This window comes from Niveibacterium sp., from assembly GCF_041909475.1.
In the GTDB taxonomy this organism is placed as follows: Bacteria; Pseudomonadota; Gammaproteobacteria; order Burkholderiales; family Rhodocyclaceae; genus Niveibacterium.
The window spans coordinates 1-24,399 of record NZ_JAYRDJ010000048.1; the positions used below are offsets into that span (position 1 = coordinate 1).

General features: G+C 64.4%; 20 protein-coding genes. 9 read left to right on the top strand and 11 right to left on the bottom strand.

From position 1 onward, the window contains the following. Positions 1 to 328, bottom strand: a 328-nt coding sequence (locus ACE3P0_RS19970; protein ID WP_374404548.1) for a LysR family transcriptional regulator, incomplete at its 3' end; no start/stop codon positions are given. 160 nt (positions 329 to 488) lie between these two features. On the opposite strand from ACE3P0_RS19970, the gene ACE3P0_RS19975 reads away from it, so the two are divergent. Both ACE3P0_RS19975 and ACE3P0_RS19980 read left to right on the top strand, forming a co-directional pair. Further along, positions 489 to 1,085: an FMN-dependent NADH-azoreductase gene (locus ACE3P0_RS19975; protein WP_374404549.1), complete on the top strand. Its 597-nt coding sequence runs from the start codon at positions 489 to 491 to the stop codon at positions 1,083 to 1,085. A gap of 65 nt (positions 1,086 to 1,150) precedes the next feature. Beyond that, entirely contained in the window at positions 1,151 to 2,047 is an 897-nt protein-coding gene (locus ACE3P0_RS19980; protein WP_374404550.1) for a pirin family protein, read from the top strand. Between the two features lie 151 nt (positions 2,048 to 2,198). Here the strand turns inward: ACE3P0_RS19980 and ACE3P0_RS19985 are convergent, their stop codons facing one another. After that, positions 2,199 to 4,382, bottom strand: coding sequence for a TonB-dependent receptor plug domain-containing protein (locus tag ACE3P0_RS19985; protein WP_374404551.1), 2,184 nt, complete (start codon positions 4,380 to 4,382; stop codon positions 2,199 to 2,201). A gap of 243 nt (positions 4,383 to 4,625) precedes the next feature. On the opposite strand from ACE3P0_RS19985, the gene ACE3P0_RS19990 reads away from it, so the two are divergent. From ACE3P0_RS19990 to ACE3P0_RS20005, 4 genes are all read left to right on the top strand, one after another. Further along, the gene (locus ACE3P0_RS19990) at positions 4,626 to 5,525 is read left to right on the top strand and encodes a GDP-mannose 4,6-dehydratase (protein WP_374404552.1); all 900 of its coding nucleotides are present in this window, start codon (positions 4,626 to 4,628) and stop codon (positions 5,523 to 5,525) included. Continuing rightward, entirely contained in the window at positions 5,522 to 6,493 is a 972-nt protein-coding gene (locus ACE3P0_RS19995) for a GDP-mannose 4,6-dehydratase (protein ID WP_374404553.1), read from the top strand. The genes ACE3P0_RS19990 and ACE3P0_RS19995 overlap by 4 nt, the downstream gene beginning before the upstream one ends. A 128-nt stretch (positions 6,494 to 6,621) precedes the next feature. Further along, on the top strand, positions 6,622 to 7,779 hold the full coding sequence (locus tag ACE3P0_RS20000) for a glycosyltransferase family 4 protein (RefSeq protein ID WP_374404555.1): 1,158 nt from the start codon (positions 6,622 to 6,624) through the stop codon (positions 7,777 to 7,779). Beyond that, positions 7,776 to 8,918: a glycosyltransferase family 4 protein gene (locus ACE3P0_RS20005; protein ID WP_374404557.1), complete on the top strand. Its 1,143-nt coding sequence runs from the start codon at positions 7,776 to 7,778 to the stop codon at positions 8,916 to 8,918. Before ACE3P0_RS20000 ends, ACE3P0_RS20005 begins: the two co-directional genes overlap by 4 nt. A gap of 24 nt (positions 8,919 to 8,942) precedes the next feature. Here the strand turns inward: ACE3P0_RS20005 and ACE3P0_RS20010 are convergent, their stop codons facing one another. Next, positions 8,943 to 12,260 carry a glycosyltransferase gene (locus ACE3P0_RS20010; RefSeq protein WP_374404558.1) on the bottom strand — a complete coding sequence of 1,106 codons (3,318 nt, stop codon included), beginning with the start codon at positions 12,258 to 12,260 and terminating at the stop codon, positions 8,943 to 8,945. A gap of 416 nt (positions 12,261 to 12,676) precedes the next feature. On the opposite strand from ACE3P0_RS20010, the gene ACE3P0_RS20015 reads away from it, so the two are divergent. From ACE3P0_RS20015 to ACE3P0_RS20025, 3 genes are read left to right on the top strand one after another with little or no spacing between them, the layout of a single operon-like run. After that, on the top strand, positions 12,677 to 13,516 hold the full coding sequence (locus tag ACE3P0_RS20015; protein ID WP_374404559.1) for a class I SAM-dependent methyltransferase: 840 nt from the start codon (positions 12,677 to 12,679) through the stop codon (positions 13,514 to 13,516). 28 nt (positions 13,517 to 13,544) lie between these two features. Beyond that, positions 13,545 to 14,339 (top strand): ABC transporter permease, encoded by a 795-nt coding sequence (locus tag ACE3P0_RS20020; protein ID WP_374404560.1) that lies wholly within the window; start codon positions 13,545 to 13,547, stop codon positions 14,337 to 14,339. After that, the gene (locus ACE3P0_RS20025; protein ID WP_374404561.1) at positions 14,339 to 15,580 is read left to right on the top strand and encodes an ABC transporter ATP-binding protein; all 1,242 of its coding nucleotides are present in this window, start codon (positions 14,339 to 14,341) and stop codon (positions 15,578 to 15,580) included. Before ACE3P0_RS20020 ends, ACE3P0_RS20025 begins: the two co-directional genes overlap by 1 nt. Here ACE3P0_RS20025 and ACE3P0_RS20030 read toward each other — a convergent pair. From ACE3P0_RS20030 to ACE3P0_RS20065, 8 genes are all read right to left on the bottom strand, one after another. Continuing rightward, the gene (locus ACE3P0_RS20030) at positions 15,577 to 16,698 is read right to left on the bottom strand and encodes an acyltransferase family protein (protein WP_374404562.1); all 1,122 of its coding nucleotides are present in this window, start codon (positions 16,696 to 16,698) and stop codon (positions 15,577 to 15,579) included. The genes ACE3P0_RS20025 and ACE3P0_RS20030 overlap by 4 nt on opposite strands. After that, positions 16,695 to 18,038, bottom strand: a complete 1,344-nt coding sequence (locus ACE3P0_RS20035) for a hypothetical protein (protein ID WP_374404563.1) — start codon at positions 18,036 to 18,038, stop codon at positions 16,695 to 16,697. Before ACE3P0_RS20035 ends, ACE3P0_RS20030 begins: the two co-directional genes overlap by 4 nt. After that, a complete protein-coding gene (locus tag ACE3P0_RS20040; protein WP_374404564.1) occupies positions 18,035 to 19,723 on the bottom strand; it encodes a glycosyltransferase in 1,689 nt (562 codons plus the stop codon). The genes ACE3P0_RS20035 and ACE3P0_RS20040 overlap by 4 nt, the downstream gene beginning before the upstream one ends. Before the next feature lie 234 nt (positions 19,724 to 19,957). Beyond that, complete coding sequence (locus ACE3P0_RS20045) at positions 19,958 to 20,962, bottom strand: L-threonylcarbamoyladenylate synthase (protein WP_374404565.1); 1,005 nt, start codon at positions 20,960 to 20,962, stop codon at positions 19,958 to 19,960. 129 nt (positions 20,963 to 21,091) lie between these two features. Then, a complete protein-coding gene (locus ACE3P0_RS20050; RefSeq protein WP_374404566.1) occupies positions 21,092 to 22,264 on the bottom strand; it encodes a 5-(carboxyamino)imidazole ribonucleotide synthase in 1,173 nt (390 codons plus the stop codon). A gap of 24 nt (positions 22,265 to 22,288) precedes the next feature. Next, positions 22,289 to 22,783, bottom strand: coding sequence for a 5-(carboxyamino)imidazole ribonucleotide mutase (purE, locus tag ACE3P0_RS20055; RefSeq protein ID WP_374404567.1), 495 nt, complete (start codon positions 22,781 to 22,783; stop codon positions 22,289 to 22,291). A 111-nt stretch (positions 22,784 to 22,894) separates the two neighbouring features. Then, positions 22,895 to 23,749: a bifunctional methylenetetrahydrofolate dehydrogenase/methenyltetrahydrofolate cyclohydrolase FolD gene (gene folD, locus ACE3P0_RS20060; protein ID WP_374404568.1), complete on the bottom strand. Its 855-nt coding sequence runs from the start codon at positions 23,747 to 23,749 to the stop codon at positions 22,895 to 22,897. Between the two features lie 149 nt (positions 23,750 to 23,898). Continuing rightward, positions 23,899 to 24,357, bottom strand: coding sequence for a hypothetical protein (locus tag ACE3P0_RS20065; RefSeq protein ID WP_374404569.1), 459 nt, complete (start codon positions 24,355 to 24,357; stop codon positions 23,899 to 23,901). Between the last annotated feature and the right edge of the window lie 42 nt (positions 24,358 to 24,399).

The following is a 24,399-nucleotide window of genomic DNA, read 5'->3' on the forward strand; positions in this document are numbered from 1 at the left end:
CGGCAAGCACCGTCGCTGCGAAGTCCGCCGGCATCGAAACGCGCAGCCGGCCGCTGGGCTCGCTCTGCCGGTGCTCGGCCAGCGCGGCCGCGGCATCCACCTCTTCGGCCAGCCGGTTGGCGTGTTCGAGCAGGCCCTGGCCGAAATCGGTCAGCGTCAGGCGGCGCGTGGTGCGTGTCAGCACACGTTCGCCCAGGCCGGCCTCCAGTGCAGCGATGCGGCGCGATACCGTGGATTTGGGCAGGCCGACGCGTTCCGCGGCGCGGCTGAAACTGCCACTCTCGGCGACGCGGGCGAACAGCAGCAGATCGTTGGCGTCCGGTTGCATGGCCGCTCCAGTTCAAGAACACAAAGCCGGATTGTTGCATTGATGGAACTATGTTGTGCGATTTACGGGCTTCTGGTGCAAATCGGTCCGCAATAAAGTGTCTCCACACCACAGCGCTTGCAGCCCTTCCGGCTCGGCGCCCAACCGAACGGAGACTCACATGAACATCCTGCAGATCAACACCAGCGCCAAACGCAACGCTTCGGAATCCACCCGCCTCGCCAATCGCATCACCGAAAGCCTCGTTTCCAAGAACGCCGATGCCACGGTAACGGTGCGCGACCTCGCGGTGAATCCGCTGCCGGCGATCGACGAAACGATCCTCGGCGCGCTGTTCACGCCGGCCGATGCCCGCACCGCGGCGCAGAACGAGATCGTCGCCGCGAGCGATGCGCTGATTGCCGAACTGCAGGCCGCCGACGTGCTGGTGCTGGGCGTGCCGATGTACAACCTCGGCGTGCCGGCGCAGGCCAAGCACTGGATCGACGCCATCGCCCGCGCTGGCGTGACCTTCCGCTATACCGCCAACGGCCCGGAAGGCCTGGTCAAGGGCAAGACGGTCTATCTTGCGCTGACCCGTGGCGGCATCTACCGTGATACGCCGATGGATACGCTGCTGCCTTACCTGCGCACGGTGCTGGGCTTCCTCGGCATGAGTGATGTGCGCCCGGTGTTTGCCGAAGGTTTGGCGATGGGGCCGGATGCAGCCGCCAAGGCGTTTGCCGATGCCGAACGCGAGATCGAAGCGCTGGTCTGAACCCGCAAAACTCCCCGCGGCCGCCCGCGAGAAGGCGGCCCGGACCCCCAACGAAAGGAATGATCATGAACGCGCCTGAAACCTTCACGCCGACCCGCTCCCGCAAGGTCGAGCGCCTCGTCACCGGTGTGCCGACTTCCGACGGCGCCGGGGTCAAGCTGACCCGCGTGCTGACGCAGCCGCTGCAGCGCCGGCTCGATCCTTTCCTGATGCTGGATGCTTTCGGCAGTGAATCGGCCTCGGACTACATCGCTGGCTTCCCGCCGCACCCGCATCGCGGTTTCGAGACGATCACCTACATGCTCACCGGCCGCATGCGCCACCGCGACAGCGCCGGGCACGAAGGCCTGGTCGAAGATGGCGGCGTGCAGTGGATGAGCGCGGCGCGTGGCGTGATCCATTCCGAGATGCCGGAGCAGAATGAAGGCCGCATGGAAGGTTTCCAGCTCTGGCTGAACCTGCCCGGCGCACACAAGATGGATGCGCCCTGGTATCGCGACATTCCGGGCGCCGCGATCCCTGAGTTCGTCGACGCAGGCGGCGCGACCGTGCGTGTGATCGCCGGCGAGAGCCACGGCGTGGCCGGCGCGATGCAACGGCCGGACACCGAGCCGCTGTACCTGGACGTGCACCTGCCCGCCGGCAGCCGCTTCGCGCAACGCATTCCTGCGGGGCACAACGCCTTCGTCTATGTGTATCGCGGCGAAGTGGCGCTGGGCGCCGAGCAGGATGGCGTGGCCGAGCGGCGCATGGCGATCCTTGCCAACGATCCGGAGGCGGATGGCGTGGTGGTGCAGGCTTGCCGCGATGCACGATTGATCATTGTTGCGGGCAAGCCGCTTGGCGAACCGATCGTGCAGTACGGCCCCTTCGTGATGAACACCCGCGAAGAGATCGAAGCGACGCTGCGCGAATTCCGCGACGGCAGCTTCGAGGCGCAGGCCGGTTCGCTGCAGGACTAAAGGCGAAAGCCCGAAAAGCTTCGCCGTGGATTGCGCGGATCGGCGCGGATAAAGGCAAGAACGCTAACCGGGGATTGCTCGGTTCGTTTTCGACTGGCTTTTGATCCGCGGGCATCCGCGCAATCCGCGGCGGGCTGTTCAGCGTGTCAGGTCAGAACTTCAGCTCAAGCGCCAGCTGCCAGGTCGGCAGGCCGGCGACCTTGACCGTTTCGTCGGCCACCAGCCGTCCGCCGCTCTCTGCCGCGGTACGGCTGTCGCTGCCCCAGCCGCCGAGGTTGGCGCCGCTCAAACGCAACAGGGCGTCACGCGTCATCGCCCAGCTCACGTAAGCGTCGTACACCGTCTTGTCGCCGACGCTGCGGGTCTGCTGGTCTGACAGGCGCACCGTGTAGCTGTGCGCCCAGTTGAGGTTGCCACCCAGCTTCCACGCCGGGCCGGCGGGTTGCCACTCGAAACCGATGTTTGCGATCCGGTCCGGCGTGTCTTCCAGCTTGTTGCCCGCATCGTCGCGTGTCTGCGTCTGCGTGTAGTTGCCGTTGAACTGCAGCACCGGGCCGGCGGGGAACCAGGTGGCGAGGTTCAGCTTCCATTCGAGTTCCGCGCCGCGCACCTGCGCCTGCCCTTCGTTGACCGGGCGCGATACCCAGCGGCCGTCGTCGCCCAGCGTCAGCTCGCGGCGGATCAGATCGGTGATGCGGCGCGTGAACAGGTTGGCCGAGGCCATGCTGTGGGCGTCGAAGTAACGTTCGAGCGCGAACTCGAATCCCCATGCGGTTTCAGGCCGCAACTCGGGGTTGCCGCTGCGGTCCGGCCGCGTCAGGCTGTTGTCCGGTGCGCGAACGGTGAGGCCCGAAAGATCGTCCAGGCGCGGCGCGCGGAAGGTGCGCGCAAGGCTGCTGCGCAACACCGTCGACCCGGTTTCGCCGAGCTTCTGCGCCAGTTGCAGGGAGGGTGCCCAGATGCCGTAGCGCGCTAGCAGCGGTGCGCCGGTGCTGTCCTGCGTGTGGGTATGCAGCACTTCGCGGCGCAGCCCGCCGGTCAGTGTCGTTGCCTCGAAGGGCCGCCATTCGTCCTGCAGATAGGCCGCGGCATTCAGCTCACGCTGTTCCAGGCTGTCGTCGGAGGACGAACTGCCGGAAGTGCCGCTGTCCAGCGTTACCGCCTGTGCGCTGCGGCGGGTGTCGTTCCACTCGGCGCCGACCGCTGGCGTGTGCGCGCCAACTTCGGCGGTCGCCCAGCGCAACGAAGCGCTGCTGCCCTGTTCGCGCACGCTGGCCTGGTTGTCGCTGAGGCCGCTGGCACCGCCGGCGGTGTCGTACTCCCTGCGCAGCGTGCTGCTGTGCTCGCGATTGCCGTTCAGGCCCAAACGCAGGTTCAGCGTGTCGCCGTCGTTCCAGCGCAGGCGCCAGCCGCCGCCGAGCCGCCACAGATCCCGCTCGCGGCTGCTGTCCTCGTGCGCAGCCGCGGCTTCCGGCGTGCCGAACAGCGCCTGCGTGTGTTCGTCGCCATGCGCTTCGCTTTCGGTGTGGGTGGCGAACAACTGCAGGTTCAACTGGTTTGCGCGATCCAGCCGCCAGGTCAGGCGCGGCGCAAGGCTCGCGTCGCGCGTGCGCTGGGTCACCTCGCGATGCGTCAGCGCCTCGGTTTGCAGCGCGCCGCTGTCGTCGTAGTCCAGGCTGTACCGCATCTGATCGGCGATCTGGTCGCGCTGATTGGCGTTGGCCGAAAACAGCCACGACAGGCCACCGCTGCGGCCGGTGTTCTGCAGCCCGATCTGCGGCGACACGTGCCCGTCGACTTCCGACAGCCCCGGCCGCAGCCGTGTCTGCGCACGCCCGGCGTCGTCGCGCAGCACGATGTTGATCGTGCCGGCCACAGCCTGTGCGCTGAATTCGGCGACCCCGCCACGTACGATCTCGATGCGCTCGATCATCTCGGCCGGGATCAGATCAATCGGGCCGGCGCGGTTGCGCCCGTGGCCGCCGATGCGTTCGCCGTCGACCAGGATTTGCGTGTAGGCGCCGCTCAGCCCGCGCATCTTCACTTCACCCGGTGAGCCGGGCGCACCGCTGACCGTCACCCCCGGCAGGCGCCGCAGCAGATCGCCGACGGTCGCCTCGCCATACTTCTCGATTTCCTCGCGACCAATGATGACCTTCGAGGTCGCCGCATCGCGGCGTTCCGTTTGGGCATCGCGAGTGCCGGTCACGACGATGCGTGGGGTTGGGCGGGCATCGTCCGCCGCAGCCGGATTCGATGCCGCTTCCTCTGCCCGCAGCGCATGGCTGCCGAGCATGGCGATCAGTGCAAACGGGGCGGACAGGGAGCGGCGCATCGGGGGGCTGCCTTGCGGCACTGGCGTTGCGGCAAATGCCGGGAGCGAAGCTTAACGCAGGTTCAGCTTCGACTCTTTGGCCGCGCTTGGCTCCGCTACGACGGTCTGCCTGCGCGTGGAGCCGCAGCCGCTCCAGCCTGTTGCAACAATGTGCCAGCGGAATTTATCCATACGCATGCGTACGCCAACCGGGCCCCGCTTTGGTGTTAGCATCCGTGCGTTTCCGGCTTGGGGGCATGCCAGATGCAAGGGATTTGGGTGACAGGACGCGGCGGTTTTGTGGCGCCGCACGTCGCGGCCTGCGCGCACGCGGCCGGCGGTCCTGAGGTGCTGTCGAGCGGACTCGACGTTCGTGATCGCGATGCGGTTGCCGCGTTTGTGCGCGATAGCCAGCCGCAGGCAATCATTCACCTTGCAGCGCAGAGCCATGTCCCCGCGTCGTTTGAGGATCCGCGTGCAACCTTTGAAGTGAACCTCCTTGGCACGCTGAGTTTGCTGCAGGGATGCCGGGATGCGGGGTTTTCCGGACGCTTTCTGTTTGTCAGCTCGGGTGATGTTTATGGCTTGTTCGACCCGTCTCAGTTTCCGGTGACTGAGACTTGTCCGGCGAAGCCACGCAACCCATACGCTGTCAGCAAGCTCGCAGCCGAGGCGCTGTGCTGGCAGTGGGGAGAAACCGAGGGGCTCGACGTCGTCATCGCGCGGCCGTTCAACCACATCGGGCCGGGTCAGAGCGCTCGCTTTGTCGTAGCGGATTTTGCGCGGCAGGTGGTCGAAATACGCAAAGGTCAGCGTGCTGCCGTGCTGCATGTGGGCGACGTCGATGTGACGCGCGACTTCTGCGATGTGCGCGACGTGGCCGGCGCCTATTTCGCGCTGCTGGCGCGAGGCCGGCGCGGCGAGACTTACAACGTGTGCTCCGGGGTCGAACGCACCGTGCGGAGTGTGATCGAGCGGCTGCTCTCGATCGCGGGGGTTCAGGCCGATGTGGTACAGGAGACGGCAAGGCTGCGGCGTGCCGAGCAGCGAAGGGTGCAAGCCGACTGCGGTCGGCTGATGACGGATACCGGCTGGCGGCCATCGATTGAATTCGATCGCACTCTGGCGGATATTCTCGAATATTGGGAGGCGGTGATTCGATGAGCAAAAAGGCACTGGTTACGGGGGTGACCGGGCAGGATGGGGCCTATCTCGCTCAGTTCTTGCTGGGGAAGGGCTACGAGGTCTTCGGGCTGCACGCCCGACGCAGTACCGACACGAAGTGGCGACTGCGCGAGCTGGGCATCTGCGACCGCGTACGCTTTATTGAAGGGGATCTCGCCGACGCGGCCTCGCTTCAGCGTGCTGTGATCAAGGCCGAGCCGGACGAAATCTACAACCTTGCCGCACAGAGCTTCGTCGGCAGCTCGTGGGATCAGCCGCTGTTGACCGGAACGGTTGATGGGCTTGGCGTGGCGGCGCTGCTCGAAGCCGTGCGCCAGTTCAAACCGGACGCACGTTTCTATCAGGCGTCGACGAGCGAGATGTTCGGCCTGATCCAGGCGGCGCAACAAGACGAGAACACGCCGTTCTATCCGCGTAGCCCTTACGGCGTCGCAAAGCTCTACGGCCACTGGATCACCGTCAACTATCGCGAGAGCTTCGCCCTGCATGCCTCGAGCGGGATTCTGTTCAACCATGAATCACCTTTGCGCGGTATCGAGTTCGTCACCCGCAAAGTCAGCGACGCGGTGGCCCGCATCAAGCTCGGCAAGCAGAAGGAATTGCGCCTCGGCAACATCGATGCGAAACGCGACTGGGGATTCGCCGGCGACTACGTTGAAGCCATGTGGCTGATGCTGCAGCAGGACAAGGCCGACGACTACGTGGTCGCGACCGGGGTCACGACCACGGTGCGGGACATGTGCAAGATCGCGTTCGAATGCGTGGGGCTGAACTATCAGGATCACGTGGTGGTGGATCCGGCTTTCTTCCGCCCGGCAGAGGTTGACGTCCTGCTTGGCAACCCTGCCAAGGCCTCGCTTGTGCTTGGCTGGCGCCCGCGCACCAGCCTCGTCCAACTGGTCGAGATGATGGTCGAGGCCGATCTGCATCGCGTGCGTCGCGAGTGAGGCCCGTACAGCAATAGCCCTGCGCCGCCCCTCGGCGCCCGAACAACGACTAGGCTTGCGACCAAGGCCCGTAGAGGCTGGTAGCGCGCAAGCCGGCAGGGTCGGACGCGGTCCGGCGTGTGAAGCGCGTGAAGCTGATCTTCGATGTTGATGCGGTACGCCCGCCGATGACCGGTGTCGGGCGCTATGCCTACGAGCTTGCCCAGGGTTATGCCAAGCGCCTTCCGGCCGAGAGCTTGCGTCTGTTCGCTGCGGCACGCTGGGTTCCCGAACTCGAACCTAGGCGCAGGGGCTCGCTTGCGGGGCCTGGTCTGCGGCGGCGCTTCGCGGCACTGCGTGTCGCGGGCAGCGTCTATCGGCGGGTGATGCCGGTGTTGTCAGGGCTGCGCCTGCGTGGCGCGGAAGATTGTGTGTTCCATGGCCCTGCCTTTGTATTGCCCCCTTTCGGTGGGGTGTCGGTTGCGACGATTCACGACCTGTCGACCTTCGTGCATCCCGAGTTCCATCCGCCAGAGCGGGTGCGCCATGTTGCGCGGGGCGTAGAACACACGCTGCGCCACGCCGCCTTTTTGATCACCGATTCGGATCACGCGCGGCAGGAGGTGATCGCCCGTTTCGCGTGGCCGGCCGCACGCATCGCCACGATTCCGCTTGGTGTCGGCGCTGAATACCGCCCGAGGACGGCCGCGGAGCTCGCGCCGCTGCTTTGCGAACTGGGCCTGGAGGCGGGCGGCTTTGCCCTCTACGTCGGCACGATCGAACCACGGAAGAACCTCGGCATCCTCCTTGACGCCTATGAGTCGATGCCGCTCGCGAGCCGGCAGCAGCGTCCGCTCGTGCTGGCGGGCTACGAGGGCTGGCGCAGCGAGGGCATTCATGCACGGATTGAGGCCGCTCAACGAGAGGGTTGGGCGCGCTACCTCGGCTATGTTGATGACGCCTTGCTGCCGGCCCTGATCGCTGCAGCTCGCGTGTTTGTGTATCCCTCGCGTTACGAGGGTTTTGGCCTGCCTGTGCTCGAGGCCATGGCCAGCGGTGTGCCGGTGATTGCCGCGAATTGCTCGTCGATTCCCGAAGTTACGGATGCAGCCGGGCGCTTGCTGGATCCTGATGATGTCGACGGCTGGCGTGAAGCCATCACCCAATTGCTGGAGGATGACGTGATGCATGAGCAGATGCGCAAAGCCGGCCTTGCCGCCGCCGCTCGATTCTCGTGGAACGACACCGTTGATCAAACGTTGGCCTGTCTTCAGCGGGTTGCCAAGGTTGCGGGGGGCTCGGCATGAGAGTGCTTCATTTCTACAAGACCTATCGCAGCGAATCCTGGGGCGGTATCGAGCAGGTGATGTGGCAGCTCTGCAGCGCGAGCAAGCAACATGGTATTCGCAGCGAGGTGCTGACGTTGAGTCGGCATGGGGGCGATATCGATTACGACGGCCACCGTGTGCATCGCGCGCGGCTGGACTTCGAGATTGCTTCCAACGGCTTCTCGGCCTCGGCGCTGCGACGGCTGGCGGTGCTTGCCCGCGATGTGGACGTGATCCACTACCACTTTCCGTGGCCGTTCATGGATCTTGCTCACTTCATGACGCGGGTGAACAAGCCGACCGTTGTCAGCTACCACTCCGACATCATCCGCCAGCGTCACTGGCTGAAGCTCTACAGCCCGCTGATGCGCCGCTTTCTCGCGAGTGTCAGCCGTATCGTCGTGGCATCGCCGAACTATCTGCGCACCAGTGCAGTACTCGCGCAACTGCCCCAGGACAAGATCGACGTCGTGCCCTACGGTCTGGATCGCAGTGCCTATCCGGAACCTTCGCCCGAGCAGATGGCGGCCTGGGCTGCGCGCTTTGGCCCGCGCTTCTTCCTGTTCGTTGGAGTGCTGCGCTACTACAAGGGCCTGCATATCCTGATCGAGGCGGCCCGCAGCACGGACTATCCGGTGGTGATCGTTGGCGCGGGTCCGGTCGAAGCGGAGCTCAGGGCGCAGGTCCAACAACTCGGTCTGCACAACGTCCACTTCCTCGGCCCGGTTGAGGAGGTGGACAAGGTGGCGCTGATTCGGCTTTGCCACGCGATGGTGTTCCCGTCCCATCTGCGCTCGGAGGCGTTTGGCATCTCGTTGCTGGAGGGGGCCATGTATGGCAAGCCGCTGATCTCCAGCGAGATTGGCACCGGCACCAGTTATATCAATATCGATGGCGAGACGGGGCACGTCGTGCCGCCGAGCGACCCGGAAGCCTTCCGCGCTGCGATGCGTGATCTGTGGGAACAGCCGGCACGTGCCGCCGAGATGGGGGAGCAGGCGGCTGCGCGTTTCGAAAGGCTTTTTACGTCTGAGATGATGATCGGTCGCTACATGCAGATTTACCGCCAGCTTGCTCACCACACGGTGCGCGCAGGGGTGCCCGTCTCCGCACGCTGAGCAGTCGTAGCGGTATCGCGCAGCCTAGCCTGCCGGCTTGCGCGCAATCAGGATCTGCGTCTTGGGCATCGTTGCGTCAAGATGTGCGCGCAGGGCCTCACCTTCCGGGTGGTTCAACACAAACGACCACACCTGTGCCCATTGTTCGACGACGGGAGGGAAGGGGGGTTGCAGGAAGCTCATGGCAGGAGCACCTTCAGGCCTCGTCACACCCTTGCCGGATAGCCAGAAGAGTGCCATCGCCATGTTCCAGTAGAAGCTGTAACTGTGGCGCCGTTCGATCACGAGGCCGGCGTTCGTGACCAGTGCCTCGAAGTCTTCCGCCGACAGTATCCGCACATGGTTTGGATGCTGAAAGTAGGACGCGGGCGCCACGGTGCGCTGAAGTGCCTCGCTGGCAGCGTCCGGCACGGCGAACAGCAGCAGCGCACCGGGGGCCGCCACGCGAGCGAATTCGCGCATCACGACGACAGGATCTGCGACGTGTTCGAGCATCTCCATCGCGATCACCCGAGTTGCAATGCCATCTCCCAGCGGAAGCGGATTCGAATCGCCCACGATGCCTTGCCAACAGCGCGCAGCCGAACTGGCCATGCGTTGTTCGAGGGCTGTGATGGCCGACGCGTCCACGTCGGCAGATATCACGCGTGCGCCACGTTGCCCGGCGAACAGGCTGGCCATCCCGGCGCCGCAGCCTACGTCCAGGACGGTATCGTCCGCCGAAATCGGAAAACCTTGCAGCAGTTCGTTGGTGCTCTGGCGATACCATCCTGCGCGCACTGCGTCGGAAAGCCCAACGTGCCGCGGGTCCGCGGGTTGGGGGGATGCTTGGGTGTCGGGCATGTCGTTTGATGGGGACTTGTCGGATGTGGGCGAAAAGCCGAGCGCACACAGCAGTTGTTGCACGCTTTCGTGCCAAGTGAGCCAGCGCAGCTTCGACGAGGTCGGCGGCAAATGTGGCGGCAGCGCCTGTTTTACCGCAGCGGCTAGTGCCGCAGCGGTGATGCCGCTGAAGTAGCGGGCATGTTCGCCCGCCACCTCGCGAAAGACAGGCAGGTCGCGCGCGAGAATCGGCAGACCATGCTGAGCGCCCTCGATCAGCGGGAGGCCGAAGCCTTCACCCTCTGATGGGGCAAGCAGCACGTCTGCTGCTTGGTAGAGTGCTTCGAGGTATTCGTCGCTGGCACCCTCGATCCAGAACAGCCGTGTGCCGCGCAGCGGGTGGGCGCGTAGACGTTCGAGCAGCGGGTCGATCATCCAGCCGGCCTTGCCGACGATGACCAGATTGCAGCTCACGCCTTCAGCCCAAAGCAGTTCAAACGCCGAAAGCGCCTGCTGGTGGCCCTTGCGTGGCTCTAGTGTACCGACCATCAGAAACGCTGGCGCACGGCGGATCGCGTCGAGCGTGTCCGCGGCGCCATCCGGCATGCCGCCGCTCGGTGCGGTATTGGCCACGTCTGCCCCGAGATGGAACCAGCAGAGTTTTGGGGGCGCGATGCCATGCTCACCCAGCCAGCATGCATAGTCGTCAGCGACTGCACGCGAGATGCACACCACTTGATCGCTCACTTGGGCGATCAACTCGGCCCAGCGCTCGAACATCGCGCCGGTGCCCGCTGGCCACCATTCGGGATGGCGCAGGGGCAAGGTGTCGTAGACGACGAATGCGACGCTGATGCCTCGGCGGCGCTGCGCTGCCAGCCACGGGACGGCGAGCGGCAGCCGGTCTGCGGTGAGGTCGAGGCCGAGGAACAGGTCACCGGGCCAGGCTTCGACAAGGCTGTCTTCGCTAGTGCCACTGTCGGAATTCCGGGCTGCAAGGTAGCGACGCGCGTAACGGTAGCGCGCGCTATCGCGATCGAAACGCACGGGTTCGATGTGGTAGCCGTACGGCGGTGACTTCAGCAGATCCTGCAGCACCGCGCGTACAACGCGCTGGATACCGGTTCGTGCATCGCGTTCGGCGAGTTCCGAAATGTCGACGAACAACTGCTTCGGTGATGGCGGCCGCTGGTTGGCGGCGATCGTTTGCGCCAAGGACGTCGCTTCCGCTTCGTTCCAGCGCTTTGCGCCGATCTTTGATATCAGCGTGGAGTAGTTGTCTGCGCTTGTGGGGGCGCGGCGACGGGTTGCGATCGACTCAAGCGCGGCCAGTGTATGCCGCGCTGTTTCGTCCCACGAGAAGCGCCGGCACTGCAACGCCGCATGCTCGCGAAAGCCCGCACGGAATTGCTCGTCGTCAAGTCCATGTGCGATCCGCGTCGCGATGTCCCAATCATCGTTCGGGTTGAACAGCGCTTCGTCGAGGCCCACGACTTCGGGCAGGCTACTGGTGTTGGAAGCAACGACAACGGCACCGCAGGCCATGGCTTCGAGGACGGGAAGCCCAAAACCTTCATGGAGCGACGGAAAAGCGAAGAGCCGACAACTGCGATACAGCGCGATCAGGTCTGCGTCGCTGACATGGCCGGTGACACGGATCTCGTCGTCCGCGAGTCCAACACTTCGTGCCAACCGGCGCAGCCGTTCGCGCTCCGCATCCGGCCCTTGTGCCACCAGCAGCAACTGATGCGCTTGCCGCGTTTGAGCCGGAAGCAGGGCCCAGGCGCGGATCAAGCCTTCGAAGTGCTTGCGTGGCTCGATCACACCGATATGCATGGCGAACGGCCGACGCAGATCCAATCGTTGCAGCAAGTCATCAGGCGTCGAAAACGATGAATCGCCCGGCGTGAACGCATCGTCAATTGCAGCGTGGATGATCCTCACCCGTTCTGGCGTCAGAGCCAGGGATTCGACGGCCTCGTTGGCGGCCGATGCGGAAATCGCCAGCAGCAGGTCGGCCCGCTTCAGCGATTCGATCTTGCGCTGGTAATGAGTGCGATAGAAGGGATTGGTCAGGTAGGTCGCCGGGTTGCGCAGCGGTATCAGGTCATACAGCGTGACGGCCGTGGGCGGGCCATCGTTAAGGGCTGCGATTGAGGTGACCGCGTCGTCGACGAAACCTTCGAAAAGGCTGCCGACATGCACGACGTCCGGCGCGATGGCCGAGATGGCGTGCTCCCGGATCCACTCCGCGGCGCGAGCGCGATCGAGGTTGTCCGGATCCCCCTCGGCTACCGGACTCGGCGCGCTGAACACCGCGATACGCGATGCCGGTAGCAGTGCGGCGAAGTGTTTGCGCAGCGGCATTACCGTCTCGGGGAACAGATCGCTGAGCAAGATCCAGACTTCGTGCTGTGGCGCGTTGCGGATGAGGGCTTCGGCGAGCGACAGACAGTAGCGGCCGATGCCGCGCATGCGGCTTGCCGATTGGCAACCTTGCAGATCCAGCAGAATCTTCATTTGTTTGCGGCCTCGGCGTGCGTCTGAGCGGCACGGATGTCTGCCAGCACGGCGCGCGCAGCGGGGCCGAGTTCGTCCGCTTGTCTGGGGTGTGGCAAGGGTTTGATTGCCAGCGCGGCGGTGGGGGGGGCGCTTACGCGCCGCAGCTTTTGACTCAGTCGAGGGAAACGACTCAGCGTGACGAGCGCCAGACTGCGTGCGTAAGGCGAGCTTGCGATGCGACGGCGCGCCGTTTGCAATAGGCGTTTGGCAAAGCGACGAAATGGTTCCATGCGGAGTCAGCGGCGCGCGGCGATGCCGGGCAACAAATCAACGGCGGGTGTGCCGCGCACGGGGGAATCATGAAGGATACATTAGAATCTTTGGTTCTCCGTACGCCACCGTCCGGGTGATGCGTCGTGCCGAATTGAGGAAAGATGCTTCGAAGACTCTTCAGGGCCTTGTCCGGAACGCCGTCGGCTGCCGCCGTCACGAGCGCGCCGGTCGCAGCGGCGGCGCCGCCTGATCCGGCCCCGCGCGAAGACGTGGTCACACGCGACGGCGCCCTGAGCGGCTGGTTCAATCACGAAACAGGCGAAATGCTGCCGGGTTTTGATGCGGGTGCCGATGACGTGGTGCTGGACGTCGGTTGTGGTGACACACCACTCTCCCTGTTCTTTGCAGGTCGGGCTGCCGAGATGATCGTTGCAGACCTGCTGCCCGAGAACGTGACCAAGGCGGCGGTGCGATTGCGCGCAGCTGGCGCTGCCAGCGTGCGGGAGCTCGCCACCGATACGAACCCCTTGCCGCTCGAATCAGCGTCGGTCACGCGGATTGTCGCGACGGAGGTGCTGGAGCATGTGCCGGACCCCGTGCGCTTCATGGCGGAACTGGTTCGTGTCGGTCGCCCGGGTGCGCGTTATCTGATCTCCGTGCCCGATGCGGCGAGCGAGAGCCTGCAGCGCACGATTGCGGCGCCGAGCTATTTCGAACCCCCCAACCATGTCCGCGTGTTCTCGCGCGACGATTTCGAAACGTTGATCCGCGAAGCGGGGCTGGAGATCGAACACCGCAAGCTTTACGGGTTTTACTGGACCATGTGGTGGTGCTTCTTCTGGACCTGCAAACAGGATCTCGCGCCACCATGGCACCCGCTGCTGGATAGCTGGACGCGCACCTGGGGGCTGTTGCTCGATACCGAGCAGGGTGGGCAGATCAAGGCAGTGCTTGACAGTGCCATGCCCAAGAGCCAATTGATCGTGGCGAGGAAACCGTGAGCTTGGACCGCAACAAGGATGCACGCCGATGAGCGCATTGCTCCGTAGTCTCTGGCGCTATCGCGGCTTCGTGCTGGGCAGCGTCAAGCGAGAATTCCAGGCACGCTATCTTGATTCGCTGCTCGGTGCCGGTTGGGCGGTACTCAATCCGCTCGCCATGATCATTGTCTATACGGTGATCTTCTCGCAGGTGATGCAGTCGCGCCTGCCGGGCGTGGCCAACGCGTTCGGCTACAGCATCTTTCTGTGCGCTGGCGTGCTTACCTGGGGGCTGTTTTCGGAAATCGTCTCGCGATCAACGACCGTCTTCATCGAACACGCCAACCTGATCAAGAAGCTGAATTTTCCCCGCATCTGTTTGCCCGCGATCGTGCTTGTCAGTGCGCTGCTGAACTTCGCCATCATCTTCGCGTTGTTCACCGGTTTTCTGCTCATCAGCGGCAACTTTCCCGGTGCGATATTCCTGGCGCTGCTTCCGGTGCTGGCAACGGTTGTCGCGCTAGGCGTCGGCCTTGGTGTCGCGCTGGGCGTGCTGAACGTGTTCTTCCGCGATGTGGGGCAGTTCGTCGGGGTGTTGCTGCAGTTCTGGTTCTGGTTCACACCGATCGTGTATCCGTTGTCGATCCTGCCGGACTGGGCGCGCACATGGGTCATGCTTAATCCAATGACCGGCCTGATTGGTGCTTGCCAGGCGGTGCTGGTTGCAGGGGCGTCGCCCGATTGGCCCTATCTGGCTCCGGTCGCGGGGGGCGCGCTCGTCGTGTGCTTGCTCGCTCTGGTGTTGTTCCGGCGTCGCGCTGGCGAAATGGTGGATGAACTCTGATGGGCCATGTGCAAGTCAGCGGCCTTGGTAAGGCCTACAAGCAATACGGCAGCCGGTGGTCAAGGCTGGCCGAGTGGATCGTGCCCGGCGTGTCGGCGCGCCATGCGCTGCGGTGGGTATTGCAGGACGTGAGTTTCGCAATCGAAGCCGGGCAGTCGCTCGGCATTGTCGGTCTCAACGGTGCAGGCAAGAGCACCCTGCTGAAGATGATTGCTGGGCTCACCCAGCCGAGTGTCGGCAGCGTTCAGATCGGTGGAGATGTGGCGGCTTTGCTGGAGCTTGGGATGGGATTTCATCCGGGTTTCACCGGTCGGCAGAACGTGATGATGGCCGGCCAGTTGCGTGGTTTGACGGCTGCCGAAGTCAACGAACTGATGCCGGCGATTGAAGCCTTCGCCGAGATTGGTGACTACATTGATCAGCCGTTTCGCGTTTATTCGAGCGGTATGCAGATGCGCTTGGCATTCAGCGTGGCTACTGCTCGCAGGCCGGATGTGCTGATCGTGGATGAGGCGTTGTCTGTTGGCGACAGCTACTTCCAGCACAAGAGTTTTGCGCGCATCCGGGAGTTCCGCGAACAGGGGACGACCTTGCTTGTGGTCTCGCATGATCGCTATGCGATCCAGACCTTGTGCGACCGAGCGCTGCTTCTGCATGGCGGCCGCCAGGTGCATTTCGGCCCGCCGCAAGAAGTGCTCGATATCTACCACGCGATGTTGGGCGAGATCGACTTCGCCCGCATCCGGCAGGAAAAGCTTGAGAGCGGGCATCTGCGGGTTGTTTCGGGCACTGGCGACGCTGAGGTCCTCGACGTCAGCTTGCTCGACGAGCGTGGTCAGCCGTCTGAAGCGATCGATGCCGGCGCACGCGCCGAGCTCATGGTTAGGGTGAGGGTCAATCGCGATTTCGAGAACGTCGTGCTCGGTTTCCTGATCAAGGACAAGCTCGGGCAGGCGGTCTATGGCATCAACACGCTGCGCTTGGGCATCCCGATTTCGTCACTCGCTGAGGGCGATGTCTTTACCGCGCGCGTGGGATTCGACATGAATCTTGGCAAGGGTAGCTATTCGATCAGTACTGCGGTGACGGGGGGCGACTCACATCTCGCCGAAAACGCCGAGTGGCGCGACCATGCGCTGGTGTTTCACGTGCTTAACCGCAAGTTTCCGGATTTCGTCGGGACCACGCTGCTGCAGCCACACGTAACGATTCATCGCGACGCGCCTAGCGTCAGGGCCTAGGCGGTGCCCGACGGCAGCGCAGTGCGGGTGCGCAGCGATGCGGCGATCCGCGCGCCGTGCGCGCGCAGCGGAGTTTCCACCCGACGGTAGGTCAGCTCGACGGCACTGAACAGGAGCGCCGAGGCGGTCAGGCTCATCGCTATGGCATTGCTGCTGTTCGGCTGCGTGATACCGAAGCGGAAGAACAGTTCGCGTGTTACACCGAAAATCGGCAGGTGTGCGAGGTAGATTGCATAGGACCGGCTACCCGCCCAGAGCATGCACCCCTGGACCCATGCTGGAAATCGGAAATAGTTCTTGTCGAAGGCGGCACAGAACACCAGCAGGCCGCAAAGCAGGGTAATCACGGGCTGCGGGTATGCAATCCATGGCCGCCCGATGCCGCCAAGCAGAACAAGAGCGCCAACGACGCCGGCGAACAAGGGATAGCGGACAGATGGTCGCGCGAGAAAACGAGGATTGAGGCGCTCTATCCCGTTCCACCGCATGGCCTGAGCGACCAGCACCCCGATCGCCAACCCCTCGAAACGGAACACCGACCCCAGATTGTTTTGCGCAAACTGGAATAGCGTGATTGCCACAAGCGCGAGCCACAGGCGGCGCCCCGTCAGCAGGGCGAGCAGAGGGAGCGCCAAGTAGAACTGCTCCTCAAGCGAAAGGCTCCAGTAATGCAGCGAGGCACCGTATTCGCTGACCATGAAGGTGCTGAACAGGCGCCAGTTTGCGAACTGGAATATGCCGGCCATCGTGGCGTCGAGGTTGGCATGGACGCTGCCGAATACCCCGCTGCGGTTGAACGCCAGCACGCCCGCTAGCGTGATAGCGAGCCAGAGCCAGGCTGCTGGCCAGAGCCTCCAGGCCCGCCGGGTCCAGAACGCCAGTACCTCGGTTGCGAGTGCTGCGTTGCCGCGGGCGCGATCGAGTCGTGGCAGCAACTGGCGGGCAATGACAAACCCCGACACTGCGAGAAAGATGTCCACGCCGACCCAGTATCCGTGTGTCTTCACGCTTAGCGCATAGGGCATCCACGAAAACAGGTGGTACGGCACATGTTGCACCAGTACCAGCAGGATCGAGACGCCGCGCAGGATCTCGATATCGTCGATGCGCTGCTTCATTCCTCGCGGAAAGCTCGAAGCAGTTGGGTGAGACGTGTGCTCGCGCGCATGCGGAGCGAGGGCGTGACCGGGCTAAGGCCCAGCTTAAGCAGAAAGCGCCAAAGCTCGACGGTGATGAGATCCGCCGCGCAATGGTGCCGTAAGGCCCGCGCCGCACGCTGCGACATCGCCGCGTAGCGTTGTGGCTCATGCTGAGCCACGTGCCAACTCTCAAGATAGGCGTCTCGCAGAGACGCCCAGTCGATGCGATGGCGATGGCAGCGCATCACCATGCGCGGATCGTGTGGCCAATGTGTCCACTCCCGCGACGAGCTAACGACAAAGCTGTTGCGCTCAGTCACATAGTCAGCCATTGCGGTATGTGCGGGCGCCAGGGCTGGCTTGCCCGCGGACATGAACTCCATCAACGGCAGGCACTGCCCCTCACCGAGCGCGCTATTCACGACGTAACTGGTGCTCTGCACCATGCGCGCGTAGCTCGCATCGTCGAGGTACCCATGCATCGCGACCACGCGGCACCGATAAGGCGCGAGTTTGCGCATTTCGTGCAGCACCATGCCGCAGGCAAACGCCGCGTCGTGGTGCACCAGTTTGAGCAAGAGGGTGGCCTGCGGCTCGTCACGGAGGGCCCACACGAACGCCGTCAGCAGGTCGTGCCAGTTCTTGCGCTGATCGTTCGGGTTGAACACTGACGTATAGACCGTGCCACCGAGCTGTACCGTCGTCTCTTGCAGGGTGAAGGCGGGCGAGGCAGCGTCGAATCCACGATCAAATCCGATCGCGCGCGAGTCCAGAACAACCCCGTTGATGGTCAGATCCCAGCTTGTTTTCTGCGCCATCGGCGCGCGACCGTCTGCGACACGATAGCCGTCCCACAATGGGGCCGGCAGCGAGCAAAGTGGAAAGTCGCGCCCGAGTGCTGCGTGTGCGGCATCGCGTGCGAAGTTCGAGTGCGTGATCGCGCCGCGCGCTTCGCGCAGCACGGCAGCCCAGTTCTGGCGAGGGTCACCGCCCCAGGCTTCGTTCGGTATCGTGCTGTACTCCCACGCGAAGACCGGTACGGTTGGGCAAGTCAGGCCCGCGGGCACGCGGTGGGGTGGCATGAACAGCAGCAGCACTGCATCGCCGCCTTCGGCGCGAATCCGTTCGTAGAGCGGATCGGCCTGCGTAGCCGGGTCCGCCACTTCGACGACCGTGCCCAGCCGTTCGAGCACCGGCAGGAAGTGACGCATCACAAAATAATAGGAGTAGTCGGCGCGCCCCATCTCGCTGGCCATGTTGTCGCCACGTTGGGGCGCGTGCACCAGCAGGTGCAGGGAGCCGGAGCTTGATGCCGTCACGGGCGGGCCTCCCCGGTGATGGCTTCGGCCATCGCGTTCAGTACAACGTCATCCGCGCTGAAGCGGCGCTGCGCCTCGCGTGCTGCTGCACTCATGGCGCGGTAGCGCTTCGGCTGCGCGGTCGCGACGCGATAGCTGTCCGCGAAAGCCTGGGCGAGCGATTCCTGGTCAATGCGGTAGTAGCAGGTGCGAAACAAGTCGCGCGGATCGTGCGGCCAGACGGTGGGCTCCAGTGTGGAATGCACGACGAACGTGTTGTCTGCGCTCACATAGTCCGCCATCGCCGTGTTGTCAGGTGCAATGGCCGGCACGCCAGCGCTCATGAACTCCATCAGCGGCATGCATAGCCCTTCGCCGTGCGAGGCATTCACGTAATACGTGCTCGCATCCATGAGTCGTGCGAGTTCGCTGTCTTCAAGGTAACCATGCAGGGCCACGATGCGGCACTTCGTCGGGCCGATGCGGTGCAGCAGATCCTGCAAGCGGCCAAGAAAGGCTGCGATCGAGTGATGCGTCATCTTGAGCACCAGCGTAGCGTCGGCCTTGTCGCCGAGCGCCCAGCAGAACGCCTTGACGATGTCACCCCAATTCTTGCGGCCATCCGCTGGGTTCAGCACTGACGTATAGACCACACCATCGACGTGGGTCTCGATTGACGACGGGGCGGCCGCGACCGTTTCACTGCGTCCATCGAGTCGTTCCAGTCCGATCCAGCGCAGTCCCAGCCCCATCGTGCGAGGGTCCGCCGCGCCGGGCAGCGAGCGTGTGTCGAGGCCGCTGAAGCGAATCAGGTTGGTCGGTGCGTTCAGAAAGAAATCAAATGCAACCGGCGTGAAGTCCGTGCCCAGCGTCAGCGTCTGGGTCTGATCACCGATCTGGATCTCGATGGACTTGCCTGCGTTGTAACCGTAACCGCCGGTGCAGATCGAGAAGCGCACGATCCCGCTCAACGCGAAGGGCAGCATGATCCACGGTGCCGCGATACGCGACCAGGTGCCCCAAGGCTCGGGTGCGTAGAAACCGCCGAGGTAACCGCATGCGTCCTGGCCGCGGGCAAAATGCAGTTCAACGCGCTCGCCCGACCAGTGTTCCGAGCAGAATCGATCCATCGCTGCGTGACTGACAAAGGACTCCGGCGTGATCTCGTAATCCCGACTGTCGATGACGCGCCCCTGAATCTGCAGGCTTCGCGTTCCGCCTGGTGGTTGGCGCGGGGCCTTGTCGTCGCGGGCAAAGCGGTCGTACACCGGAACTGGGATCGCGGTTACCGGAAACTGATCGCCCATTGCCTGCTTGACCACTTCGCGTGTTTGACGTGACAAGCTGATCGCTTTGCCGTGTTGGGCGAGTACCGTGCGCCAGTCGTTGCGGGTGTCGTCATCCCACACATCTGACGGCAGCGTATCGAACTCCCACGCGAACACCGAAATGGTTGGACACGCGAGACCCACCGGCGCCTTGTTGGGCGGAGAAAAGCACAGGAAGATGCAGCTTTCGCCGCGCGCTCTCGCCGCCTCGTACAGGGCGTCTACTTCGCGTTCGGGGTCGTGAATGATCACGACCTCTCCAATGCGTTCCAGAACCGGTAGGTAGCGCTTCAGGACGAAGAAATAGCTGTACTCGGGTTTGCCGAGGCTGTTCTTCAATGCCGCCTCATGCACCGGAGAATAGACGAGTAATTTCATTGGCCCTGCGCCATCCAGACCAGAGCGGTTGGCGGGTCGTTCCGTAGTTTGAGGAGAATCGTAACGGCGGTGCGTGATGCGCTGAAGGCAGGCGGCCAGCGCGTCTGCAGCAAAGAGTCGAACATCAGGTCGCGCCACCGCGGCGTCGTCGCCCCGTGCGGCAGAGTATGGAAAGGTGGGTATTGTAGGCGCTTGCAACAAAGCCGCGTATGCGCTTTGCTGCGGCAGCGAGGCTCAGGTCTCGTCGTCTTCGCCGGAGCCCACCGCCGCACGGCCGAGGCGGTCCAGCACGGCTTCCCAGCCAGCTTCGGCCGGTGGTGCTTCGACGAGGATCTGGCTGGCGCCGAGGGCGTCGAGTGCCCGCAGGTTGGCGTAGAGGTCGTGCGCGAAGCCGGCGGCGTGGTCAGGCGCCGCGATCCAACTGCAGTGTGGCAGAGGGCTCGCAGCGCGACGGGCGAGCACCGCGGTGTCGGGGCCGGATCGGGCGAGCGCGGCTTCCAGTTCTGCGCTGGCGATCAGTGTGAGCGGTGTGCGCGGCGCGTAGTGCGCGGCGAGCGAGCCGGAAACGCGTGGCGCGTCGCCACTGTGCGCAGCAGCCGGGGTGCGCATCGCGGGGCGGCGGCCGATCACTGCCGCGATCGCATCCGGCCCGATTGCGCCGGGGCGCAGGACGACGGGCCCAACTTCGTTGATGCGCGACAGATCGAGGATCGTCGATTCGATGCCGACGTTGCACGCGCCGCCGTCGAGAATCATCGCGACGTTCTCGCCCAGTTCATCGAACACATGTTGTGCGGTGGTCGGGCTGATGCGGCCGAAGCGGTTCGCGGATGGTGCCGCGATACCGCCGCCGAAGGCGCACAGCAGCGCCAGCGCCACCGGGTGGTCGGGCACGCGCAGGCCGACCGTGTCCTGCCCGCCGGTGACCACGTCGGGCACATCCGCTTCTTTTTTCAGGATCAGCGTCAGCGGGCCGGGCCAGAAAGCGCGGGCGAGCGCGATCGCTTCCTTCGGAATTTCGCGCGCCCAGTCAGTCAGCGCCTCGGCGTCGGCCAGATGCACGATCAGCGGGTGGTCGGCTGGCCGGCCCTTGGCGGCAAAGATCTTCGCCGCAGCTTGCGGATTGGCGGCATCCGCACCCAGCCCGTACACCGTCTCGGTCGGCAGCGCGACCAACTCGCCGGCGCGCAGCAGGGCGGCGGCGCGGGCGAGTGATTCGGGCGTAGGGTTCTGGATCACAGGTCAGCCAGAGCGCATGGGGCGACCGTCGCGAGCGCGCCAAGGACGACGCGAGAAGCGCAGCCGTACATCGGTACGGCGAGCATCACAGCATCGAGATTGGCGGGCGCAGCAGATCGATCCATGTGCTCACTCGTCGCGGATGCCGATGGCCTTGCGCGCTGCCATCGCGGTTTCAATCGCTTTGGCCGGGTCGGCGTCGAGCACCGTGAAGTGGCCCATCTTGCGACCGGGGCGCGCGTGGTGCTTGCCGTATAGATGTAGTTTCAGGTTCGGGATCGCGAGCAGCAGTGACCAGTCCGGTTCGCGGTAGTGACCGTGCGAATCCGCGCCGGGCAGGCTTGGGTCGTACCAGATGTCGCCCAGCAGGTTCACCATCACCGCAGCGCTATGTGCGCGGGCGTCGCCCAGCGGTAGGCCGACCAGCGCGCGCACTTGCTGTTCAAACTGGTCGGTCACACAGGCGTCGATCGTGTAGTGACCGCTGTTATGCGGGCGCGGTGCCATCTCGTTCACGTACAGCTGGCCACGCGACACGAAGAACTCCACCGCCATGGTGCCGATGTAGTCGAGCTTTTCGGCGATGCGTTCGGCCAGTTCCTCCGCCGTGTCACGCTGGCAGCCCGAGGTGCGCGCCGGCGCGATCGATACGTCGAGGATGCCGCGTGCGTGCGCGTTCTCGGCGGTCGGGAAGCATTTCACCTTGCCGTGCTCGTCGCGCGCCAGCACCACCGACACTTCGTAGTCGAGCTTGAGCATCTGCTCCAGCACGCAGGCTTCGCCCTTGAACGCCTGAAAGGCGGCGAGCGCTTCGTCGTGATTCGCGACGCGCGCCTGACCCTTGCCGTCGTAGCCGAAGCGGGCGACTTTCAGGATGCCCGGGAACAGCGTGGCCGGCGCGTTGCGCACGTCGGCCTCGGTGTTGATCGGCGCGAAGGGGGCGTGCGGGATGCCGTTGTTCGCGAGAAAGGTCTTCTCGGCAACGCGGTTCTGGCAGATCGCCACCGCATCGGCCGAGGGCCGTACCGGCACGAACTTGGCAAGGTAATCGAGGGTGCCGGCCGGCACGTTCTCGAACTCGGTGGTGATCGCGGCGCAGCCGGCGGCCAGTTGGTCCAGCGCGGCGTAGTCGTCGAAAGCGGCCTTCAGGTGGCGGTCAGCGGCGACGCCGGCCGGGCTGTTGGGGTCCGGGTCGAGCACCCAGACCTTGTAGCCCATCTCGTGGGCGGCCAGCACAAAGAAGCGGCCGAGCTGGCCACCGCCAAGCATGCCCAGGGTGGCGGGCGGGAGAATTGCGCTCATCTGCTCAGTCCGTCGGCGAGAAGTTCAGACTTCGTCGAGTTTCATGTCCAGCACGCTTTGCGTCTGCTTGGCGCGGAAGGCGTCGAGCATGATGCGCAGTCGGCTGTTTTCGTTGGCCAGCATCGCCACCGCGAAGAGGCCGGCGTTGGCCGCACCCGCTTCGCCGATCGCGAAGGTGGCAACCGGGATGCCCTTGGGCATTTGCACGATGGAGTGCAGCGAATCGACGCCCGACAGTGCCTTGCTCTGCACCGGCACGCCGAGCACCGGCACGGTGGTCTTGGCGGCCAGCATGCCCGGCAGGTGGGCGGCGCCGCCAGCACCGGCGATGATCACCTGCAGGCCGCGGTCGCGCGCCGCTTCGGCGTATTCAAACATCAAATCCGGCGTGCGGTGGGCGGAGACGACGCGCGCTTCGAAAGGCACGCCGAATTCCTTGAGGATGCGGGCGGCGGCCTGCATCGTTGGCCAGTCCGAGTTGGAGCCCATCACGATGCCGACAACGGGGTTTTCGTTCATTTCTTCGTCCAGAAAAAGCGTGGCCACGGATGGCGCGGATGCACGCGGATCAAAGCCTTGCTTGGTGCCCGTGCAAATCCGCGGCGATCCGCGTGATCCGTGGTGTGCTGTTCAGGCCTTTGCCGCGCGTTGTGCGGCAAGCAGGGTGTTGCCGAGCAGCATCGTGATCGTCATCGGGCCGACGCCGCCGGGTACCGGCGTGATCAGCGAGGCGACCTGGCTAGCGGATTCGAAATCGACATCGCCGCAGAGCTTGCCCGAGGGGAGGCGGTTGATGCCGACGTCGATGACTACCGCGCCGGGCTTGAGCATGTCGCCGGTGACGAAGTTCGGGCGGCCCACCGCGGCGACGACGATATCGGCGCGCTTTACATGGCCAGCGAGATCCTTGGTCTTGGAGTGGCACACGGTCACCGTGGCGCCGGCGGTCAGCAGCATTACCGCCATCGGCTTGCCGACGATGTTGCTGCGGCCGATCACGACCGCATCCTTGCCCTGCACCTCGACGCCGCCGACTTCCAGCATCTTCATCACGCCCCAGGGCGTGCAGGGGTAGAAGCTCTCGCGACCCTGAAGCAGCATGCCGAAGTTCTCGGCGTGGAAGCCATCGACGTCCTTGGCCGGGTTGATTGCTTCGAGCACCGCGTCTTCGTCGAATTGCTTGGGCAGGGGCAGTTGAACCAGGATGCCGTGCACGCTCGCGTCGGCATTGAGTTCGGCGATCTTCGCCAGCACCGTTTCCGGTTGCGCGTCTGCCGCGTATTCGAACTTCAGCGAGCGGAAACCGGCTTTCTCGCAGGCGGCGACCTTGTTGCGGACGTACACCGCCGAGGCGGGGTCCGAGCCGACGAGGATCACGGCGAGGCAGGGCTGGGTGCCTTGCGCGGTGAGTTGGACGGCCTTCAGCGCGATGTCTTCGCGAACCTGTTCGGCGATTGCCTTGCCATCGAGAATGCGGGCGGTCATGGGCTAAGTCCCGGAATATTCAGGAAAACCGAGCAGTTTACCATCGCGTCGCCGGGGCGGCGAGCGCTTTGTGCCCCGGCTTTCTGACCGCTTGGATGACGGGTGATTCGCTGGCGGCGCGTGCGCCGCGGTGGCAAGGCAGATGGGGCTCAGGCAAAGGCGCTGACGCGCGAAGCCGGCTGCTGCGACATCATCGGGTTGTAGGCCGATGCGACGCGCGCTTCCATGTCTTGGTAGTACGGCGTCGGGCGCGGTGCGTCGGCGTCGTAGTCGGTGTTGATTTCGTCCGGCGTGACGACGACCGTCGCGCTGAGCGAGGACGATGACGCGCTGTCGCTGCTGCCACTTGCGCTGCTCGCTGACGCCGCATAGGTCTGCGCCGTCTGGATCATCATCTGCGTGCTGACAGCCTGGCTCGACAGCTCGTTGAGCGTGTTGACGTTCTGGTTGCTGACGCCCTTTTCGGCCAGTTCGCGCTGCATCACTGCCGTGCTCATCATCATCGTTTCCGGCGAACCGGATTCGACGGTGACGCTGCGCGCGACCGGCTTCTGCTGGATCTGCGAGTACGGGTTGCTGCTGTACGAAACTGAGGAAATGGTGTTCATGGCGACCTCCAATCAAGCTGACGCCAGCTTAAGCGGAAGGCC

What these genes read in the sequence shown, in the direction of transcription:
- ACE3P0_RS19985 (WP_374404551.1), bottom strand. Translation starts at nt 4,382, where the DNA reads ATGCGCCGCTCCCTGTCCGCCCCGTTTGCACTGATCGCCATGCTCGGC.
- ACE3P0_RS20040 (WP_374404564.1), bottom strand. Translation starts at nt 19,723, where the DNA reads ATGAAATTACTCGTCTATTCTCCGGTGCATGAGGCGGCATTGAAGAAC.
- ACE3P0_RS20065 (WP_374404569.1), bottom strand. Translation starts at nt 24,357, where the DNA reads ATGAACACCATTTCCTCAGTTTCGTACAGCAGCAACCCGTACTCGCAG.
- ACE3P0_RS20030 (WP_374404562.1), bottom strand. Translation starts at nt 16,698, where the DNA reads ATGAAGCAGCGCATCGACGATATCGAGATCCTGCGCGGCGTCTCGATC.
- purE (WP_374404567.1), bottom strand. Translation starts at nt 22,783, where the DNA reads ATGAACGAAAACCCCGTTGTCGGCATCGTGATGGGCTCCAACTCGGAC.
- ACE3P0_RS19980 (WP_374404550.1), top strand. Translation starts at nt 1,151, where the DNA reads ATGAACGCGCCTGAAACCTTCACGCCGACCCGCTCCCGCAAGGTCGAG.
- ACE3P0_RS20050 (WP_374404566.1), bottom strand. Translation starts at nt 22,264, where the DNA reads ATGAGCGCAATTCTCCCGCCCGCCACCCTGGGCATGCTTGGCGGTGGC.
- folD (WP_374404568.1), bottom strand. Translation starts at nt 23,749, where the DNA reads ATGACCGCCCGCATTCTCGATGGCAAGGCAATCGCCGAACAGGTTCGC.
- ACE3P0_RS20020 (WP_374404560.1), top strand. Translation starts at nt 13,545, where the DNA reads ATGAGCGCATTGCTCCGTAGTCTCTGGCGCTATCGCGGCTTCGTGCTG.
- ACE3P0_RS20015 (WP_374404559.1), top strand. Translation starts at nt 12,677, where the DNA reads ATGCTTCGAAGACTCTTCAGGGCCTTGTCCGGAACGCCGTCGGCTGCC.
- ACE3P0_RS20005 (WP_374404557.1), top strand. Translation starts at nt 7,776, where the DNA reads ATGAGAGTGCTTCATTTCTACAAGACCTATCGCAGCGAATCCTGGGGC.
- ACE3P0_RS20010 (WP_374404558.1), bottom strand. Translation starts at nt 12,260, where the DNA reads ATGAAGATTCTGCTGGATCTGCAAGGTTGCCAATCGGCAAGCCGCATG.
- ACE3P0_RS19975 (WP_374404549.1), top strand. Translation starts at nt 489, where the DNA reads ATGAACATCCTGCAGATCAACACCAGCGCCAAACGCAACGCTTCGGAA.
- ACE3P0_RS20025 (WP_374404561.1), top strand. Translation starts at nt 14,339, where the DNA reads ATGGGCCATGTGCAAGTCAGCGGCCTTGGTAAGGCCTACAAGCAATAC.
- ACE3P0_RS19995 (WP_374404553.1), top strand. Translation starts at nt 5,522, where the DNA reads ATGAGCAAAAAGGCACTGGTTACGGGGGTGACCGGGCAGGATGGGGCC.
- ACE3P0_RS19990 (WP_374404552.1), top strand. Translation starts at nt 4,626, where the DNA reads ATGCAAGGGATTTGGGTGACAGGACGCGGCGGTTTTGTGGCGCCGCAC.